Source organism: Pseudomonas sp. Pseusp49 (assembly GCF_059491875.1).
In genome coordinates this window covers 772589-791378 of record NZ_CP168514.1, presented here as the reverse complement: position 1 = coordinate 791378, position 18790 = coordinate 772589, and the positions used below count along the sequence as shown (strand labels likewise).

13 protein-coding genes are annotated in these 18790 nt (G+C 58.4%); 9 read left to right on the top strand and 4 right to left on the bottom strand.

Annotated elements, in window-relative coordinates; genetic code table 11:
- Positions 1-203: 203 nt before the first annotated feature.
- Complete coding sequence (locus ACEN83_RS03375; RefSeq protein ID WP_007973058.1) at positions 204-1787, bottom strand: peptide chain release factor 3; 1584 nt, start codon at positions 1785-1787, stop codon at positions 204-206.
- 446 nt (positions 1788-2233) lie between these two features.
- On the opposite strand from ACEN83_RS03375, the gene ACEN83_RS03370 reads away from it, so the two are divergent.
- The 7 genes from ACEN83_RS03370 (at position 2234) to ACEN83_RS03340 (ending at position 10265) form a co-directional block, all read left to right on the top strand.
- Positions 2234-2923 carry an ABC transporter permease gene (locus ACEN83_RS03370; RefSeq protein ID WP_495580841.1) on the top strand — a complete coding sequence of 230 codons (690 nt, stop codon included), beginning with the start codon at positions 2234-2236 and terminating at the stop codon, positions 2921-2923.
- A gap of 20 nt (positions 2924-2943) precedes the next feature.
- A complete protein-coding gene (locus ACEN83_RS03365) occupies positions 2944-3837 on the top strand; it encodes a glycine betaine ABC transporter substrate-binding protein (protein ID WP_495579508.1) in 894 nt (297 codons plus the stop codon).
- A 12-nt stretch (positions 3838-3849) separates the two neighbouring features.
- A complete protein-coding gene (locus tag ACEN83_RS03360; RefSeq protein ID WP_104450913.1) occupies positions 3850-4503 on the top strand; it encodes an ABC transporter permease in 654 nt (217 codons plus the stop codon).
- Positions 4500-5657, top strand: a complete 1158-nt coding sequence (locus ACEN83_RS03355; protein WP_495579507.1) for an osmoprotectant ABC transporter ATP-binding protein OsmV — start codon at positions 4500-4502, stop codon at positions 5655-5657. Before ACEN83_RS03360 ends, ACEN83_RS03355 begins: the two co-directional genes overlap by 4 nt.
- Positions 5658-6578: 921 nt before the next feature.
- Positions 6579-7742, top strand: a complete 1164-nt coding sequence (locus ACEN83_RS03350) for a type III PLP-dependent enzyme (RefSeq protein WP_429384226.1) — start codon at positions 6579-6581, stop codon at positions 7740-7742.
- Between the two features lie 271 nt (positions 7743-8013).
- On the top strand, positions 8014-9192 hold the full coding sequence (locus ACEN83_RS03345) for an alpha-xenorhabdolysin family binary toxin subunit A (protein WP_495579506.1): 1179 nt from the start codon (positions 8014-8016) through the stop codon (positions 9190-9192).
- A gap of 59 nt (positions 9193-9251) precedes the next feature.
- Positions 9252-10265 carry an alpha-xenorhabdolysin family binary toxin subunit B gene (locus tag ACEN83_RS03340; protein ID WP_495579505.1) on the top strand — a complete coding sequence of 338 codons (1014 nt, stop codon included), beginning with the start codon at positions 9252-9254 and terminating at the stop codon, positions 10263-10265.
- A gap of 84 nt (positions 10266-10349) precedes the next feature.
- On the opposite strand, the gene ACEN83_RS03335 is transcribed toward ACEN83_RS03340, so the two are convergent.
- Together ACEN83_RS03335 and ACEN83_RS03330 are read right to left on the bottom strand one after the other, a co-directional pair.
- The gene (locus ACEN83_RS03335; RefSeq protein ID WP_495579504.1) at positions 10350-11120 is read right to left on the bottom strand and encodes a tetratricopeptide repeat protein; all 771 of its coding nucleotides are present in this window, start codon (positions 11118-11120) and stop codon (positions 10350-10352) included.
- Positions 11121-11801, bottom strand: coding sequence for a Fe2+-dependent dioxygenase (locus ACEN83_RS03330; RefSeq protein WP_102674681.1), 681 nt, complete (start codon positions 11799-11801; stop codon positions 11121-11123).
- Between the two features lie 206 nt (positions 11802-12007).
- Between ACEN83_RS03330 and ACEN83_RS03325 the strand changes: the two genes are divergently transcribed.
- Both ACEN83_RS03325 and ACEN83_RS03320 read left to right on the top strand, forming a co-directional pair.
- The gene (locus ACEN83_RS03325; protein ID WP_495579503.1) at positions 12008-14332 is read left to right on the top strand and encodes a TonB-dependent receptor; all 2325 of its coding nucleotides are present in this window, start codon (positions 12008-12010) and stop codon (positions 14330-14332) included.
- A gap of 238 nt (positions 14333-14570) precedes the next feature.
- On the top strand, positions 14571-17099 hold the full coding sequence (locus ACEN83_RS03320) for a PepSY domain-containing protein (RefSeq protein WP_495579502.1): 2529 nt from the start codon (positions 14571-14573) through the stop codon (positions 17097-17099).
- Between the two features lie 119 nt (positions 17100-17218).
- Here the strand turns inward: ACEN83_RS03320 and ACEN83_RS03315 are convergent, their stop codons facing one another.
- Positions 17219-18760 carry an alkaline phosphatase D family protein gene (locus tag ACEN83_RS03315; RefSeq protein ID WP_495579501.1) on the bottom strand — a complete coding sequence of 514 codons (1542 nt, stop codon included), beginning with the start codon at positions 18758-18760 and terminating at the stop codon, positions 17219-17221.
- Between the last annotated feature and the right edge of the window lie 30 nt (positions 18761-18790).

The window sequence follows — 18790 nt, the reverse complement described above, 5'->3', positions numbered from 1 at the left end:
AAAAAAAGGTTCATCACGCAATCCCGGGAAACTGTAAGAGCCAGCTTGCTGGCGATGGGCTCAAGTGCGCCACGTTTATCCAGTTTACGCGTCATCGTTAAAGTCCATCGCGAGCAATCGAGCGTCGACCGGCTGCTCCCACAGAACAGCAAAAAAAAGCCCGCTGTTTTCACAGCGGGCTTTCGGGTGTCGCCATTGAGCGCTTAGTGATGCTCGCGGGTCGCACGGAATTTCACGTCCGGCCAACGCTCTTCCATCAGTGCCAGGTTGACCCGCGTAGGCGCGAGGTAGGTCAGGTGACCGCCGCCGTCCAGTGCCAGGTTTTCCACAGCCTTGTTGGAGAATTCCTCAAGCTTCTTCTTGTCGCTGCATTCGATCCAGCGCGCGGAATAAACAGTGATCGGCTCGTAGGAGCACTCGACCTTGTATTCCTCTTTCAAACGGCTGGCGACCACATCGAACTGCAGCACACCGACGGCGCCGAGGATGATGTCGTTACTGCGTTCCGGGAAGAACACCTGGGTCGCGCCTTCTTCGGCCAGCTGCTGCAAGCCCTGGCGCAATTGCTTGGATTTCAGCGGATCCTTCAGGCGCACGCGGCGGAACAGTTCCGGGGCGAAGTGCGGGATGCCGGTGAAGCCCAGGACTTCGCCTTCGCTGAAGGTGTCGCCGATCTGGATGGTACCGTGGTTGTGCAGGCCGATGATGTCGCCGGCAAAGGCCTCTTCCAGTTGCTCACGCTCGGAGGAGAAGAAAGTCAGCGCGTCGCCGATCCGCACGTCCTTGCCGGTGCGCACATGGCGCATCTTCATGCCTTTTTCGTACTTGCCGGAGCAAATACGCATGAAGGCGATGCGGTCGCGGTGTTTCGGGTCCATGTTCGCCTGGATCTTGAAGATGAAGCCCGAGAACTTCTCTTCCACCGGCTCCACGGTGCGCTCGTTGGCCACCCGGGCCAGCGGGCGCGGAGCCCAATCAACCACGGCGTCGAGGACATGGTCGACACCGAAGTTGCCCAGCGCCGTACCGAAGAACACCGGGGTCAACTGGCCGTCGAGGAATTCCTGCTGGTTGAACTCGTGGCAGGCGCCCTGCACCAGCTCAAGCTGTTCGAGGAAACGCTCGTACTCGTCACCCAGGTGCGCACGAGCTTCATCGGAGTCGAGCTTCTCGATGATCTTGGTTTCGGTGCGCTCATGGCCGTGTCCGGCGGTGTACACGATGATGTAGTCGTCGGCGAGGTGATACACGCCTTTGAAGTCACGGTAGCAACCGATCGGCCAGGTGATCGGCGCGGCCTTGATCTTGAGGACGGCTTCGATTTCGTCGAGCAGTTCGATCGGGTCGCGGATGTCACGGTCGAGTTTGTTGATGAAGCTGACGATCGGCGTGTCACGCAGACGGCAGACGTCCATCAGGGCGATGGTCCGTGGCTCTACACCTTTACCGCCGTCGAGGACCATCAATGCCGAGTCCACCGCAGTCAGGGTGCGGTAGGTATCTTCGGAGAAGTCTTCGTGGCCCGGGGTGTCGAGCAGGTTGATCATGTGCTCACGATACGGGAACTGCATGACCGACGTGGTAATGGAAATACCACGCTGCTTTTCCATTTCCATCCAGTCGGAGGTGGCATGGCGGTCGGATTTACGAGATTTCACCGTACCGGCTACCGCGATCGCCTTGCCCATCAGCAAGAGTTTCTCGGTGATGGTGGTCTTACCGGCATCGGGGTGGGAAATAATGGCGAAAGTGCGGCGTTTCGCGACTTCGGCGGCCTGTTTGGTCATGGGAAATCGCCTGGCAGGTGATTCAAAAAAGGGCGGCGAGTATAGCTTAAAAAGTGATCGACGGACCACCGTCCATACACCCCGATCCCCCTGTAGGAGCTGCCGAAGGCTGCGATCTTTTGATCTTCGGCGTCATTGAAAACGCCAAAAGATCGCAGCCTTCGGCAGCTCCTACAGGTGGCCACATGGCATTTAATGTGGGAACCTTTTAAAGCACGGAGACGTCCACTCCCCCGTAACGACCACTCGTCGGGGGCCTGAAACACCTGCGATTCGGCCTGACGAGGCTGTGCTCATGGCTCGATTGCATGCCGTTTTACCGGTCTGTACGAGCTGCTTCTCGCGATCATTTTTTCGGCAGCCAAGCAAGGCATTGCCACACGAAAATGTGTTCGCCGACTGAAAAAAGGAGTCCGCCTGTGGCTATCCGCTATGGCAAAGGGCTGATGGGAGGCGCGTTGGTAATCGCCCTTCTGGCCCTGCTGATCCAATGGATCGGCATCAACACGATCGAACACTACCGCGACGATTTGCTGTTTTACCTGCAAGCTCATCTGATTCTCGTCCTCGCTTCCATGCTGGCCGCCCTTGTCGTGGGCCTCCCCGCCGGTATCTTGCTCAGCCGCCCGTCGATGGTCGGTCGCGCTGAACGCTTCATGCAGTTCTTCAACATTGGCAACACCGTTCCGCCCCTGGCCGTCCTGGCCATTGCCCTGGGCATCCTCGGCATCGGCAGCGGCCCGGCCATCTTCGCCCTGTTCCTCGCCTCCTTGCTGCCTATCGTGCGCAACACTTATGAGGGTTTGAAAAACGTTCAGGGCTCGCTCAAGGAAGCCGCCGTCGGCATCGGCATGACCCCGCGCCAAGTGCTGTGGAAAGTCGAGCTGCCGAATGCCGTGCCGATCATCATCGGTGGCGTGCGCGTGGCGTTGGCGATCAACGTCGGGACGGCGCCGCTGGCGTTCCTGATCGGTGCCAACAGTCTTGGCAGCCTGATATTCCCCGGCATTGCCCTGAACAATCAGTCGCAGTTGCTGCTCGGTGCCGCCTGCACCGCGTTGCTGGCCCTGTTGCTGGACGGCATGGTCACACTGGGCAGTCGCCTCTGGCTCGAACGCGGCCTGCGCCCGTCTTAAGCCTCGGTAAAGGAACTCTCATGAAAACAACAAGCTTTTTACTAGGCTGCGTTCTGCTGTGCGCAGGATTTGCCCAAGCCGCGGAAAAACCCTTGATCCGCATCGGCGCACGGGTATTCACCGAACAGACCCTGCTGGCGGAAATCACCGCGCAATACCTGCGCGCCAAGGGTTACGACGTGCAAGTGACCGGCGGTCTCGGCAGCAACCTCGCCCGCAGCGCCCACGAAAGCGGTCAACTGGACATGCTCTGGGAATACACCGGTGTGTCGCTGGTGGCCTACAACCATGTGACGGAAAAACTCGACAGCGAACAGTCCTACGCCCGGGTGAAAGAACTCGATGCGAAAAAAGGCCTGGTCTGGCTCACTCCGTCGAAATTCAGCAATACCTACGCCCTCGCCCTGCCGAAGAACGTTGCCGATGAATACCCGCAGATCAACACCATCAGCGAACTGAACGCGGTATTGCAGGACGAAGCGAAGAGCAATCATCTGGTGGCTTTGGACACCGAGTTCGCCAATAGATCCGACGGCCTGGGCGGCATGGTCCAGCTGTACGACATGAACCTGACCCGCAACAACATCCGGCAGATGGATGCCGGGCTGGTCTATACCGCGCTGCGCAATGGCCAGGTGTTTGCCGGCCTGGTCTACACCACTGATGGTCGCCTCAATGCCTTCAAGCTGAAATTGCTCGAAGACGACAAGCACTACTTCCCCGACTACACCGCCGCGCCCGTGGTGCGTCAGGCCTATCTCGATGCGCATCCGCAACTGGCCGCACAGCTCAAGCCACTGGCGGAACTGTTCGACGACAACACCATGCGCGAGCTCAACGCGCGGGTGGATGTCGATCACCAGAGTCCTTCAGCCGTGGCCGCCGATTTCCTGCGCCAGCATCCATTGAACTGAGAAGGAGAAGTCATGGAATTCTTGAACGCCTTTTCCCATCTCGACTGGCAGCAGGTGATGCATCTGACCGGGCAACACATCACGCTGGTCGGCATCGCCGTGACCCTGGCGATTCTGGTCGGCGTGCCACTGGGCATCCTGATGACGCGTTTCCCGAGTCTCGCCGGGCCCTTGCAGGCCAGTGCCACGGTGCTGCTGACAGTACCGTCGATTGCCCTGTTCGGCCTGTTGTTGCCGTTCTACTCCAAATTCGGCCAGGGCCTCGGCCCGATGCCGGCGATCACCGCAGTGTTTCTCTATTCACTGCTACCGATCATGCGTAACACCTACCTGGCCCTGACCAGCGTCGAACCGGGCATCCGCGAAGCAGCGCGAGGCATCGGCATGACGTTCGGCCAGCGCCTGCGCATGGTTGAGCTGCCCATCGCCGTGCCAGTGATCCTTGCCGGCGTGCGCACCGCCGTGGTCATGAACATCGGCGTCATGACCATCGCCGCCACCATCGGTGCCGGTGGCCTCGGTGTACTCATCCTCGCTTCCATCAGCCGCAGCGATATGTCGATGCTGATCGTCGGCGCCGTGCTGGTCAGTGTGCTGGCGATCATCGCTGACCTGATCCTGCAAGTACTGCAACGCTCGCTGACTCCAAAAGGACTCCTGAAATGATCGAACTTCAAAACCTCAGCAAGACCTTCCAAAGCAACGGCAAGGACGTGAAAGCCGTGGACTCGGTGAGCCTGACCGTCAATGAAGGCGAAATCTGCGTATTTCTCGGGCCATCGGGTTGCGGCAAAAGCACCACGCTGAAGATGATCAACCGCCTGATCAATCCCACCTCGGGCAAGATCCTGATCAACGGCGAAGACACCACCGGCCTCGACGAAGTGACGCTGCGCCGCAACATCGGCTACGTGATCCAGCAGATCGGCCTGTTCCCGAACATGACCATCGAAGAAAACATCGTGGTCGTGCCGAAACTGCTCGGTTGGGACAAACAGAAATGCCACGACCGCGCCCGCGAGTTGATGAGCATGATCAAGCTCGAACCCAAGCAGTACTTGCATCGCTATCCACGGGAGTTGTCCGGTGGCCAGCAACAACGGATCGGCGTGATTCGCGCCCTGGCGGCAGATGCGCCATTACTGTTGATGGACGAACCGTTCGGCGCGGTCGACCCGATCAACCGCGAGATGATCCAGAACGAATTCTTCGAGATGCAGCGGGCATTGAACAAGACCGTGATCATGGTCAGCCATGACATCGACGAGGCGATCAAACTCGGCGACAAGATCGCGATCTTCCGCGCCGGCAAGCTTTTGCAGATCGATCACCCGGACACCTTGCTCGCGCACCCGGCGGATGAGTTTGTCAGCAACTTCGTCGGCCAGGACAGCACGCTCAAGCGCCTGCTGCTGGTGAAAGCCGAAGACGCGGCGGACAACGCGCCCTCCGTCAGCCCGCAAACCCCGGTGGCCGAGGCGCTGGAATTGATGGACGAGCATGACCGTCGCTACGTGGTGGTGACCTGCACAGAGAACAAGGCCCTGGGTTACGTAAGACGTCGCGACTTGCACCGTCAGACTGGCACCTGCGCGCAGTACCAACGCGAGTTCAACGCCACGGCGGCGTACGACGAGCATTTACGTATCCTGCTGTCGCGCATGTACGAGTTCAATCGTTCATGGTTGCCGGTGATGGATGCCGAGCGGGTGTTTTTGGGTGAGGTGACGCAGGAGTCGATTGCGGCCTACCTGAGTTCGGGACGTTCGCGGGGAATGAAAACCAATATCGTCTCGCCGGCCGAGGCAGTAGTCGCCTGATCAATAAATAGTCAAAACCGAACTTGTGGCGAGGGAGCTTGCTCCCGCTGAGTCGCGAAGCGGCCCCTCTTTTCAAAAAAGAGCGGGGACTGCTGCGCAGTCCAGCGGGAGCAAGCTCTCTCGCCACAGATTTTTTACGGTTTCAAAGGCTGGAAAAAAATATCAACATCACGGTATTCAACAGTCCTGCAAAAGCGCCCGCTGCATCATCCAAAATCCCCCTCAGACCACTCTCTCGCCCCTAACGTCGCCGATGTTGACGCCATCACACTTATCTATGACTTGGCGCACAACAGCATCGAACGTGCAGGTATTTTTAACACTTCGCAATTCTTCGGGAACATCCGACTGTCATCTGAGTCGGTTACAAAGAGTGATGCCCGCAACGCGCGTCAGAAGAGTGCAAAAACGCGACATTTTTTGTTGATCTCAGGCCCCTCACGCCCTAAAGTTCGCGCCGAACGTCCATGCTGGAAACGATCCATCCGGCTCAAGTACTGACGACGAGACAGCAAGGCCAAGGGAAAGCTGCACTTCCCATGGCCTTTTTGCTTTCGGCGACATGCCTTGGGAAGTAGGCGAACCAAAGTGGGGATACGGAGGACGTTCAGGAGGGTGTGTCATCAATGAATTCACGAGTGCGCCGGAGCCTGCTTTTGCGCAGGGCAAGGCGCGAGGACCGCAGTTTGGTTGTTCCAAATAAGGGACGAGCAACGCAGCCCTGCGCAAAAGCAGGCCCGGCCCTTCGGGTTGTGCCTGAGCGCGCGCCATGCTGCGTTGCAAGCCTTGCGAAGGGAATGACCATTAGCGGCGGCCTGCGCCTTGCCTGGCACGCGCTCAGGCGCAACGCACTCGCGAATTCATTGATGACACACCCTCGCACCCATTGATAATTTTAGTTTGCCAGTAGGAGTTCCCAGCATGTCGATCCAGGTCGAAGACTATTTCGCGCGTGAAACCTTTCAGAAAATGAAGGCGTTCGCCGACAAACAGGAAACCCCGTTCGTGGTGATCGACACCGCGATGATCGCCCAGGCCTATGACGACCTGCGCGCCGGTTTCGAATTCGCCAAGGTCTACTACGCGGTCAAGGCCAACCCGGCCGTCGAGATCATCGACCTGCTCAAAGAGAAAGGCTCGAGCTTCGACATCGCCTCGATCTATGAGCTGGACAAAGTGCTGGGCCGTGGCGTCAGCGCCGACCACATCAGCTACGGCAACACCATCAAGAAATCCAAGGACATCCGCTACTTCTACGAGAAGGGCGTGCGCCTGTTTGCCACCGACTCCGAAGCCGACCTGCGCAACATCGCCAAGGCCGCCCCGGGTTCGAAAGTCTACGTGCGCATCCTGACCGAAGGCTCGACCACCGCCGACTGGCCTTTGTCGCGCAAATTCGGCTGCCAGACCGACATGGCCATGGACCTGTTGATCCTCGCTCGCGACCTGGGCCTGGTGCCTTACGGCATTTCGTTCCACGTCGGCTCGCAGCAGCGCGACATCAGCGTCTGGGACGCGGCGATCGCCAAGGTCAAAGTGATCTTCGAGCGCCTGAAAGAAGAAGACGGCATCCACCTGAAGCTGATCAACATGGGCGGCGGCTTCCCGGCCAACTACATCACCCGCACCAACAGCCTGGAAACCTACGCAGAAGAAATCATCCGCTTCCTCAAGGAAGACTTCGGTGATGACCTGCCGGAAATCATCCTGGAACCGGGTCGTTCGCTGATCGCCAACGCCGGCATCCTGGTCAGCGAAGTGGTGCTGGTCGCACGTAAATCCCGTACCGCGGTCGAGCGTTGGGTGTACACGGACGTGGGCAAGTTCTCCGGCCTGATCGAAACCATGGACGAAGCCATCAAGTTCCCGATCTGGACCGAGAAAAAGGGCGAGATGGAAGAAGTGGTCATCGCCGGCCCTACCTGCGACAGCGCTGACATCATGTACGAAAACTACAAGTACGGCCTGCCGTTGAACCTGGCCATCGGTGATCGCCTGTACTGGCTGTCGACCGGTGCGTACACCACCAGTTACAGCGCTGTTGAGTTCAATGGTTTCCCGCCGCTGAAGTCGTTCTACGTATAAATCCCGCCCGTTATATAAAAAAGGCCTGTGAGTAATCACAGGCCTTTTTTATTTTCACCGTCTCAAACGGACTCAGCGCCAACTCTCAACACATTAAGTTTCGATATCGGAACGTCGAACCTTATCCCGCAGAAACAGTAAATCGCCAATTTACCTCCATCATCAGACACACACTGAAACCCTTCACAACTTAACTTTAACCACAGCCACCATTACTTTTCAGTGACGACAACAAGCGCCTCCATGACGCGATAACATAAAAGGGATTTTCATGTTAGCCACTGAAGAACAGGTCATTACCGCAGAACAACTCAATTCATTGACATCGGATTTCATGGGGGCCGTTTCCGGCACTCTCGAGGGTGTCGAGCGTGAAAAAGGATTATTGATCACAAATGACGACATCAGAAAAATCAAACGCTACGTCAATGCCGGGCTTAAACTCCCTATCGAAACTAATGAAATAGAACAGATATACAAGTTCGACCAAGTGAGTATTACGGGACTCAAATCTGCCGATATGCAAATCCTGTTCCTGCCCATGAGAAGCCATGCGGCCTCTTGGTCACCACTGGAATCCAACATGAAGAAAGTCGGCTCGGACCTTCATGTGTTTGCCGACAATTTCACTTCAAATAGCCAATCCATTATTAAGTATCTGGAGGGCCTTCCCAGTTACATTAGCGGAACCGGAAAAGTCGGTGACCTGAGTCCGGAGGAAATCGACAATCTTCCGGAAATCCGATTGACTGAAGGTGAAAAGCAAAAAATCCCGGCACTACTGGAGTTGGTTGAAGAGCTTAAAACCGTTATTACCGAACACAGCGCAAGCACAAAGACCACCAAAGACCAGATCAGCGAATTCAAATTGGAAATCGATGCACTGAAGTCGAAACTGGGGTTAAAAGTAGCCCTGTGCAACAGCCATAGTTTCGATAAAAAGATAGAACAACTCAATGATGATCTGAAACTTCACAATGACCGTATCGACCAAAAACTCGCAGAAATCGGAGAATATTCCAAAAACAAATGGTGGGGTGTTATCGGTGGCGTATTTGGCTTTCTCGTTTCTTCTACAATATATGGAGCCAAAGCCAACAAGGCCCGTAACGAACTGGAGCAGCTAACAACCAAACGACGCGAAATCGAATCAGAGATCGCAACCACCAATACGGTCCTCGCGTCGTTGCTGGCATTCGAAACCAGTCTCCAGGACCTGCACCTCAGGATTGAAGATGCTGCTGGCAGTTCATCCAACCTCGAAAGCCTCTGGCAGTTGATACAAGCTTATATCGAATCCTCGAGCAAAAGACTGGATGGCATTACCAATGCCATGTACCTGGTGTCTTTTGTCTCCAGGCTAACCACGATGATGGATAACTGGTCAGCGATAAAAAAGCAGGCGGGCGATTTACTGACTGCCTTCAACAATGCCACAAGCGACTCCTGACATCCCGGCTTGTGCTCCCATGCCAAACCCGAAATTTATTCTTTAAAAACGGAAAAATCATGACCCTACATACTCTCGGCTCGCAATTTCAATACCCCTCTCCCGACATGAAGAAAATCAAGCAAAACAGGGATGAGATCCACTATAAAATCCGCACATTGAGCACTGTCTATCTACCGGTACTCGGGGAGCAATTGGCATCGTTAGAGGAGGAATTGAAAGCCATCGACAAGCAAGCACTTAGCACCCTGACTCTGCTGCCTAACGCATTACCCATTGGCGAAATTCAACGTTTTCACACCATCATCGAGAAGATGAAACTCGAGCCCTCCACCCCCGACCAACAGGAGGCCATAGACAGTTTTTACGAAGAGATAAATTCGTCAATTAAAATCGGCACGTCCGAAGCCCTAAAACACTCAACAACGCTGAACAACAATCTGGCGAACTTCAAAGCAGTGACCCTCAGCGACAATCAATACCGCATCAAGGAACTGGAAGATTCCATCGCCAACATCAGCCCGCATATAGCAGAACTGGAAAGCGACATTGAGAAACTGACAACTGAAGAATCAGAGCTGAACGGTGCCATTAAACTCATTGAAGCAACGGACACCTTCTCACTGATCAAGGAGCTGTTTCTCACGGCGGAAAAACTTGCAGGGCTTAATCTCTCCGCCCCTCAAGTTGAACTCGTCAAGACTGGCATTGCCGCCGCCGGCAAGATTCTCAACTTAATCAGTGACAGAATCAAATATGACCACCTGATTGAAGCCCGGCGCCAGATTCAGGCGCGCCTCGATGATCGTCGTCGAAACCTGATCGGTATCAAACAGGATGTAAAGATCTTGCAGGATCGAAAAAGTCAGTTGGTGGAATTCGACTCCGTGCAAACCCCGAGAGAGGCTTACACGAATGAGATAAACACCCTCGCCGACGCCATTGATAAATTCCTGGAGATTAATGAACATGACGCTACCGACGATTTCAGTGCGGTTGTTAAACGATTCATCGAACAGTCGAACATCTTCATCAAACATATGAAGAATCTTCGCCAGGAATGGAAAAGCTAAACCGGGTCGCATCCTGATCAGCGCGAGCGAAGGCAACCACAACGCCATTTCGCTCGCGGCGATGACTGCTGCAGTTCTCGGTATCTAGGCCCCCTGCGCCTGATTTTGCAATTGTTCGGCACGCTGCTGAAAGCGCGAGGCCAATGCCCGCAGATCGGGGTGGGAAGCCTGCAGCAGTGCCTGGCCGCTCACCCGCAGGAAGTTCAGGCTGCCAGCCTCCAATGCCCGATGAAGCCAGACCAAGGCCTCTTCGACTTTCCCGCCCTGCGCCAGAACCGCCGCATAACTGAACTGCCCGCGAAAATCCCCGCCCTCCGCAGAACGTCTATACCACTCGAAAGCGGCATCCGGATCGGCCCGGCAAAATCGGCCCTCCTCCAGATAGCGCCCCAGCAGGTTCATCGACTTCGCATGGCCGAGGTCCGTCGCACGCCGGTACCAGCCCAGCGCCAATGCCTGATCTTCGGCCACACCGCGCCCGGTGGCCAACAGATTGGCGAGGTTGTACATCGCCCAATCCAGCCCACCCTGCGCTGCAATCCGGTAATGCCGCGCCGCAATCGAGGCGTCGGCAACACAACCCCAACCATGCTCATGACAACGGCCGAGCATATTGCGTGACATCAGGTGCCCCTGGCGCGCAGCGATGCCAAACCAGCGCAACGCCAGCGGTTGGTCCTGCGCGATTCCATGGCCGTCGAGCAGAATCTGCCCGAGCAAGGCCTGGGCCTCGACTTCACCTTCACGTGCGGCGATCAGGATGGCCTGGGCTGCGCGGGCCGGACTTTCGTCAAGCATGGAGCGCAGGCGCTCGCCATCGAGCATTTCCTCGCGGCGTAAACGAAAATCCGCCACTTACACCTCGACCCAGCGACGCAACAGATTGTGATAGGCGCCGGTCAGGCGGATCAGCGATGGATGATCAGGGACATCGCGGGTCAGTTGCTGGATGGCCCCGTCCATCTCGAACAACAGGGCGCGCTGACTGTCTTCGCGCACCAGGCTTTGCGTCCAGAAAAACGAGGCGAGTCGCGTTCCGCGTGTCACCGCGTTGACCTTGTGCAGGCTGGTGCCGGGGTACAGCACCATGTCGCCGGCGGGCAGCTTCACTCGCTGGGTGCCGAAGGTGTCCTGGATTTCCAGCTCGCCGCCGTCGTAGTCCTCGGGTTCGCTGAAGAACAGCGTGGCGGACAAATCCGTGCGCACCCGCTCGATGCTGCCTTTGGGCTGACGCACCGCGTTGTCGATATGGAAATCGAAACTGCCACCGGCGGTGTAACAGTTCACCAGCGGAGGAAAGACTTTGTGCGGCAGTGCAGCCGACATGAACAGCGGATTTTTCCACAGCCGCTCCAGCATCGCCGCGCCGATCTCCTTGGCCAACGGGTGGCCTTCCGGCAGTTGCAAATTGTGCTTGGCCTTGGCCGACTGGAAGCCGGCGGTGATCTTGCCATCGGCCCAATCGGCCTGTTCCAGAGCCTCGCGAATGCGCTGCACCTCGTCTTTCTCGAACAGGCCGGGAATGTGCAGCAGCATGACAAGACACCTGAATACAAAGGGGTGCCAATGGTATTGATTCTTATTGCCTGTGTAAAACACATCTGACGAATGAGTCAGCAGAAACCGTAAGGTTAAATTGTAAAGATTGTAAATTCAGTGCGAATAGTAATGTTTCGCAATTGTTACGAATACCTATTTACCCTATATTCCGCGGCCTCAAATCCTTGGGGAGGGGAATTCAAATGTCGCGTCAGCAACCACAAGTACCGGTCAGTTCACCACGCCTGCTCGCATCGGCCATCGGCATGGCGATTACTGCCGGCTCTGCGGGCCACATGGTTTTCGCGGCGGAAAAAACCGACGGGAAAACACCGGACAATGTGATTTCGCTGGGCGCCACCGCCATCACCGGCGAAGCCCAGGACGAGACAACCTACAACGTAGAGAAAGCCTCCTCGCCCAAGTACACCGCGCCGCTGATCGACACGCCGCGCTCGGTGACCGTTGTTCCGCAACAAGTCTTAAAAGACACCGGTTCGCTCAACCTGCAGGACGCGCTGCGCACGGTTCCAGGCATCACCTTCGGTGCCGGTGAAGGCGGCAACCCGCAAGGCGACCGTCCGTTCATCCGTGGCTTCGACGCCCAGGGTGACACCTATCTGGACGGCGTGCGCGATACCGGTTCCCAGAGCCGCGAGATCTTCGCCGTTGAATCGATTGAAGTCAGCAAAGGCCCGAACTCCGCGATCGGCGGCCGTGGCGCAGCCGGCGGCAGCATCAACCTGGTGAGCAAGAAAGCGCACCTGGGCGATTCGCTCGACGGTGGTTTCACCTGGGGTTCCGACCAGACCCAGCGCTACACCTTCGACGGCAACTACCAGTTCACCGACACCGCCGCTGGCCGTCTGAACCTGCTGAGCCACGAGAGCAACGTCGCCGGGCGTGACAGCGTCAACTACGACCGCTGGGGTGTTGCACCGTCCCTGGCCTTCGGCCTGGGTACGGAAACTCGCGTCAACCTCGACTACTACCACCTGGAAAGCAACGACACGCCGGATTCGGGCATTCCGTATTCGATCCCGGCCGGTGGCTCGGCTGCGCGTACCAAAGCCAATCCGGACAAGCCGAATGACGGCGGCGACAGCAGCAACTTCTATGGCCTGAACGACCGCGACTTCCGCAAGACCCGTGTCGATACGGCGACCTTCGCCATCGAGCACGACCTGAGCGACGCGCTGACCATCAAGAACACCCTGCGTCACGGTACCAGCATGCAGGACTACATCCTGACCCAGCCGGATGACAGTAAAGGCAACGTCAACAATGGCAGCGTCTGGCGTCGCGCCAACACCCGCGTGAGTAACACCGAAACCACCACCAACCAGACCGACCTGTTTGGTGATGTCTACATCGCCGGGTTCAAGAACAGCTTCTCCACCGGTGTCGAGTACACCCATGAGGAAAACGAAAAATCCTCGTACAACGTCAACACCGACACCACCCCGGGAACAGCCGCGGTAACCACCAACTGCTCGCCGGCCCTGATCGGCGCGCCAAGTGGCTACAACTGCACCTCGCTGTCCAACCCGAACCCGAATGATCCGTGGAACGGTGCCATCTCGCGTAACTACGCCGGCACCGACACCAAGGCCGACACCTACGCACTGTATGTGTTCGACACCCTGACGTTGTCCGAGCAGTGGTTGGTGAACATGGGCCTGCGCTACGACCATTTCGACACCAGCTACAAAACCTTCAACGGTTCCAGCGTGACCACGTCCAAGGGCGATGACACCAGCGAATTCGTCACCGGTCAGTTCGGCGTGGTGTACAAACCAGCGGAAAACGGCAGCATCTATGCGTCCTACGCGACGTCCGCCACGCCACCGGGTAACACCCTGGGCGAAGGTTCGGAAGGCAACCCGTTGGGTGGCACGCCGGATCGCAACGGCAACCTGCTGAAAAGCGACATGGAGCCGGAAACCACCAAGAACTACGAAATCGGTACCAAGTGGGACCTGTTGAACGATCGCCTGTCCGTGACCGCCGATATCTTCCGCACCGAAAAAGACAACGCTCGTGTGCAGACCAACACCACCACTTATGAGAACGTCGGCAAAACCCGCGTTCAAGGTATCGAACTGTCGGCCAGCGGCAAGCTCACCGACAAATGGCAAGTGTTCGCCGGGTACGCCTACATGGACAGCGAGCAAGTCGATGGCGGCGACCTGCCGGCCAACAAAGCCAACGATGGCAACGAGCTGCCTAACACGCCGAAAAACAGCGCCAGCCTGTGGACGACTTATCAGGTCACGCCGAAGCTGACCATCGGCGGCGGTGCGTTCTATGTCGATGACGTGTTCGGCAACGTAGCCAACACCACCATGGTTGACTCCTACGTTCGTTACGACGCAATGGCAGCCTACAAGCTGAGCAAAAACGTCGACCTGCAACTGAACGTGCAGAACCTGACCGATGAAACCTACTACGACAAGGCGTTCTCGACTCACTTCGCCAACCAGGCGGCCGGGCGCACCGCTTTGCTGAGCACTAACTTCCACTTCTGATCGACGGCTCCTGTAGGAGCTGCCGCAGGCTGCGATCTTTTGATCTTGATTTTTGCGCATCCAAAATCGACAACAGATCAAAAGATCGCAGCCTGCGGCAGCTCCTACGGAGGCACTGGCGCAGGCCCCGTTCATCCAGGTGAACGGGGCCTTTGTGCGTAAAAAAGAATGCTTCTCGACAACCCCACGGCATAATGCGCGCCGTGCTGAATCAATTTGAACGAACAAGGCGAGCGACGTGTTGAAGAAAACCCTGTTCCAGTTGCACTGGTTTTTCGGCATCAGCGCCGGGCTGGTCCTGGCCCTGATGGGCATCACCGGGGCGATGGTGTCGTTTCAGGATGAAATCCTGAGCACACTCAACCCTTCTGTGTTGCAGGTCGAAAAACAGGTCGCCGGCGTGTTGCCGCCTGCCGAACTGGTGGAGCACATCGAAGCCGCGTCGGGCAAAAAAGTCTCGATGCTCACCGTGGAAACCGACAGCGGCAACGCCGCCAAAGTGTGGTTCACGCCGCCGCCGGGCGAACGCCGTGGCGAGATGCGCTACTTCGATCCGTACACCGCCGAGTTCCTCGGCGATGCCTCCGGCCAGGGTTTCTTTGGCCTGATGCTGCAACTGCACCGCTTCCTCGCCATGGGCGACACAGGTCGGCAGATCACCGGCGCGTGCACCTTGATCCTGGTGTTCTTCTGCCTGTCCGGCCTGTACCTGCGCTGGCCGCGCCAGTGGAGAAGCTGGCGCGCCTGGCTGACCCTGGACTGGAAGAAAAAGGGTCGCAGCTTCAACTGGGACCTGCACTCGGTGGCCGGCACCTGGTGCCTGGTGTTTTACCTCCTGGCAGCGCTGACCGGGTTGTCCTGGTCCTACGAGTGGTACAACAAGGGCCTGACCCGGTTGCTCTCCGACTCACCGCAGAACGAACGCGTTCGTGGCGGACGTGGCCCTGCGCCGCAAGGTCCGGCACCGACGGCCGATTACGCGGCGATGTGGAGCAGCATCTACAGCGCGGCCGGCCCGCAACTCAGCTCCTATAACGTGCGCATGCCGCCAGTGGCCGGTCAGCCTGCGACCGTTTATTTCCTGCTGAAAACTTCGCCTCACGACCGGGCGTTGAACCAGATCACCCTCGACCCGGCCACCGGCGTGGTCAAGCGCGTTGACCGCTACAGCGACAAGAGCCTCAAGGCGCAACTACTGACCAGTATCTATGCGCTGCACGTCGGCAGTTACTTCGGCATCGTCGGGCGCATCATCCTGACCCTCACTGCGCTGAGCATGCCGCTGTTCTTCGTCACCGGCTGGATGCTGTACCTGGATCGTCGCCGCAAAAAACGCCAGATCAAGGACGCTCGCCAAGGCCTCGTGACACCAGCTGATGATGCACCGGCCTGGCTGATCGGCTTCGCCAGCCAGAGCGGGTTCGCCGAACAACTGGCCTGGCAGACCGCCGGGCAATTGCAGGCCGCGGGCCTGCCGGTGAAGGTGCAACCGCTGGCGGACGTCAGCGAACGGGATTTGCAGGACTCGAACAACGCGCTGTTCGTCGTCAGTACCTTCGGTGATGGCGAAGCGCCGGACAGCGCCCGGGGTTTCGAACGCAAGGTACTGGGCCGCACGCCGAGCCTGGAGCGCCTGAACTATGCAGTCCTCGGCCTCGGCGACCGGCAATATCAACACTTCTGCGGATTCGCCAAACGCCTGCACACCTGGCTCGGCGAACACGGCGGCACGACCTTGTTCGCCCCGGTGGAAGTCGACAGCGGCGATCCTTACGCCTTGCGCCACTGGCAACAGCAACTGGGCCTGCTGACCGGCCACGCACCGGTGGACACCTGGCAAGCGCCGAGCTACGACAACTGGACCCTGACCCATCGCGAGTTGCTCAACCCGGACAGCAGCGGTTCCCCGGTGTACTTGCTGGGGCTCAAGCCACCCACCACCAGCAGCTGGCTGGCCGGTGACCTGGTGGAAGTCTTGCCGCGCAATTGCCCATGGGCGATCGAGCATTTCCTCGATGGCCTGGGGATTCACGGTGAGACCAAGGTGCAACTCAACGGCCTGCAGGAAACCCTCGAACAGGCCCTGGCCAGCCGCCAGTTGCCGCAGAACCGCGCCCATCTGGTCGGCCTGCATGCGCAGGCGTTGGCAGAAGCCCTCGTGCCGCTGGCCATGCGCGAGTACTCCATTGCGTCGATTCCGGCCGATGGTGTGCTGGAACTGATCGTGCGCCAGGAAGTGCATGCCGATGGCAACCTCGGCGTCGGTTCCGGCTGGTTGACCGAACACGCCCCTGTGGGCAGTTCCATCAGCCTGCGCGTGCGGCGCAACAGTGGTTTCCACCTGCCAGCCCAACCGGTGCCGATGATCCTGCTGGGCAATGGCACGGGGCTGGCCGGGTTGCGCAGCCTGCTCAAGGCACGGATTGCCGACGGCCAGCAACGTCACTGGCTGCTGTTTGGCGAGCGCAATCGCGAGCACGACTACCTGTGCCGAAAGGAGCTGGAGGAGTGGCTGATCAATGGCGACCTGGCGCGACTGGACCTGGCGTTTTCACGTGATCAGGCCGAAAAGATCTACGTACAGGATCGCCTGCGCGAATCGGCGGCCGAACTGAAGCAGTGGCTGGCGGACGGTGCGGTGATCTACATCTGCGGCAGCCTTCAAGGCATGGCTTCGGGTGTGGACCAGGTACTCAACGAGGTGCTGGGCGCCGCCGCAGTGGAGCGCCTGATCGAACAGGGCCGCTACCGCCGCGACGTGTACTGATTCACCACATCCCCATGTGGGAGCGGGCTTGCTCGCGAAGGCGTCGTGTCAGTCGAAATCATCTGTGCTGACACTCCGCTTTCGCGAGCAAGCCCGCTCCCACATGGGTTCAGTGCCGATCAAACCGGCTGCAACTTCTGCTCGAACACCGACTCGCCATCCAGATCGCGCAACACCACGCTCAACTCCCCGCTCTGCCCATCGATGTTCACCTCGCCAAAAAACTGAAACCCGGCAAACGGCGAGAGGTTCTGCGCCGGTGGAGCCTTTTCGAACACCGCTTCAGGACCAAAGGTTTTATCCAGCGGATTCGGTCCGTAGCTGCCGGCATTCAAAGGCCCGGCGACGAACTCCCAGAACGGTTCGAAATCCTGAAACGCCGCCCGATCCGGATGGTAATGATGGGCCGCGCAGTAATGCACATCCGCAGTCAGGAACAGGAAATTGCGCACCTGCTGCGCCCGCAGAAAACCGAGCAATTCGGCGATTTCCAGTTCGCGTCCCTGGGCCGGGCCGGGGTCACCGTTGGCCACCGCGTCCCACCGCGTGACACCGGGTCTGACTTCGCCGTCCCCTTCGCCGAGGCCGATGGGCATGTCGGCGGCGATCACTTTCCATTGCGCATTCGAGGCCTGCATTTCGCGCTTGAGCCAGTCCAGTTGCTCGCGACCGAGGAATGGCTTGGCCTCGCCCAGATTGTCGTCATTGGCCCCGCGATAACTGCGCATGTCCACCACGAACACATCGAGCATGGGCCCGTAACCGAGCTTGCGATAGATGCGCCCGCCGCCATCGGCGCTCTGCCAGCGCATCGGCGCGTATTCGAGCCAGGCCTGGCGTGCGCGGTCCACCAGGCTGTGGATATCTTTGCTCTGGTAACGCGCACCCAGCTGCTTGCCGGGCGACCAGTTGTCCACCACTTCGTGGTCGTCCCACTGCCAGATCTGCGGGACCTCGGCGTTGAAGCGACGGATGTTTTCGTCCATAAGGTTGTAGCGGTAATTACCACGGAACTCATCGAGGGTCTCGGCGCTTTTGCTCTTGGCCTCGGTGGTGATGTTGCGCCATACCCGGCCGCTTTCTGTGGTGAGCTGCGCCCGGATCGGGATATCGGCATAAATGATGTCGCCGCTGTGGATAAAGAAGTCCGGCAGCCGCCGGCGCATCGCCTCGTAGATGCGCATGCCGCCAAAGTCCGGGTTGATGCCGAAGCCCTGGCCGGCGGAGTCGCCGCTCCAGACAAAACGGATGTCGCGCCGGGTCTGCGGCACGCTGCGCAAGTGACCGAACCAGGGCTCGCTGGCAACGCCACTCTGAGCGTCTTCAAATTGCACTCGATAGAAAATCGCCTGGTCGGCGGGCAGCCCGTTAAGTTCGACCCGGGCGGTGAAATCGGTACGCGCGTCGGCCAGGGGCGAGACGAATCGCCGAGGGTTGGGAAACAGGCTACGGGTGTCCCATTCCACCACCATCCGTGCGGGGCGGTCGCAGCGGCTCCAGATGATCGCCCGGTCACCCAGCAAGTCGCCGGACTGCACGCCGTCGGTGAGTTGCGGCCGATCCTTGACCGAAGCGATCACCGCCGGCGCCAGCCCCGGCAGCAGCAATCCGACACCGACCGCTTGCATGACACGACGGCGCCCGAGGTTGAAATCGCTCATGGTGGTCTCCCTGGAATGGAAAAGATCGCA

Coding starts and splice junctions, on each gene's coding strand:
- ACEN83_RS03375 (WP_007973058.1), bottom strand. CDS start 1,787: ATGACCAAACAGGCCGCCGAAGTCGCGAAACGCCGCACTTTCGCCATT.
- ACEN83_RS03370 (WP_495580841.1), top strand. CDS start 2,234: ATGGGAGGCGCGTTGGTAATCGCCCTTCTGGCCCTGCTGATCCAATGG.
- ACEN83_RS03315 (WP_495579501.1), bottom strand. CDS start 18,760: ATGAGCGATTTCAACCTCGGGCGCCGTCGTGTCATGCAAGCGGTCGGT.
- ACEN83_RS03345 (WP_495579506.1), top strand. CDS start 8,014: ATGTTAGCCACTGAAGAACAGGTCATTACCGCAGAACAACTCAATTCA.
- ACEN83_RS03340 (WP_495579505.1), top strand. CDS start 9,252: ATGACCCTACATACTCTCGGCTCGCAATTTCAATACCCCTCTCCCGAC.
- ACEN83_RS03355 (WP_495579507.1), top strand. CDS start 4,500: ATGATCGAACTTCAAAACCTCAGCAAGACCTTCCAAAGCAACGGCAAG.
- ACEN83_RS03350 (WP_429384226.1), top strand. CDS start 6,579: ATGTCGATCCAGGTCGAAGACTATTTCGCGCGTGAAACCTTTCAGAAA.
- ACEN83_RS03330 (WP_102674681.1), bottom strand. CDS start 11,801: ATGCTGCTGCACATTCCCGGCCTGTTCGAGAAAGACGAGGTGCAGCGC.
- ACEN83_RS03325 (WP_495579503.1), top strand. CDS start 12,008: ATGTCGCGTCAGCAACCACAAGTACCGGTCAGTTCACCACGCCTGCTC.
- ACEN83_RS03365 (WP_495579508.1), top strand. CDS start 2,944: ATGAAAACAACAAGCTTTTTACTAGGCTGCGTTCTGCTGTGCGCAGGA.
- ACEN83_RS03360 (WP_104450913.1), top strand. CDS start 3,850: ATGGAATTCTTGAACGCCTTTTCCCATCTCGACTGGCAGCAGGTGATG.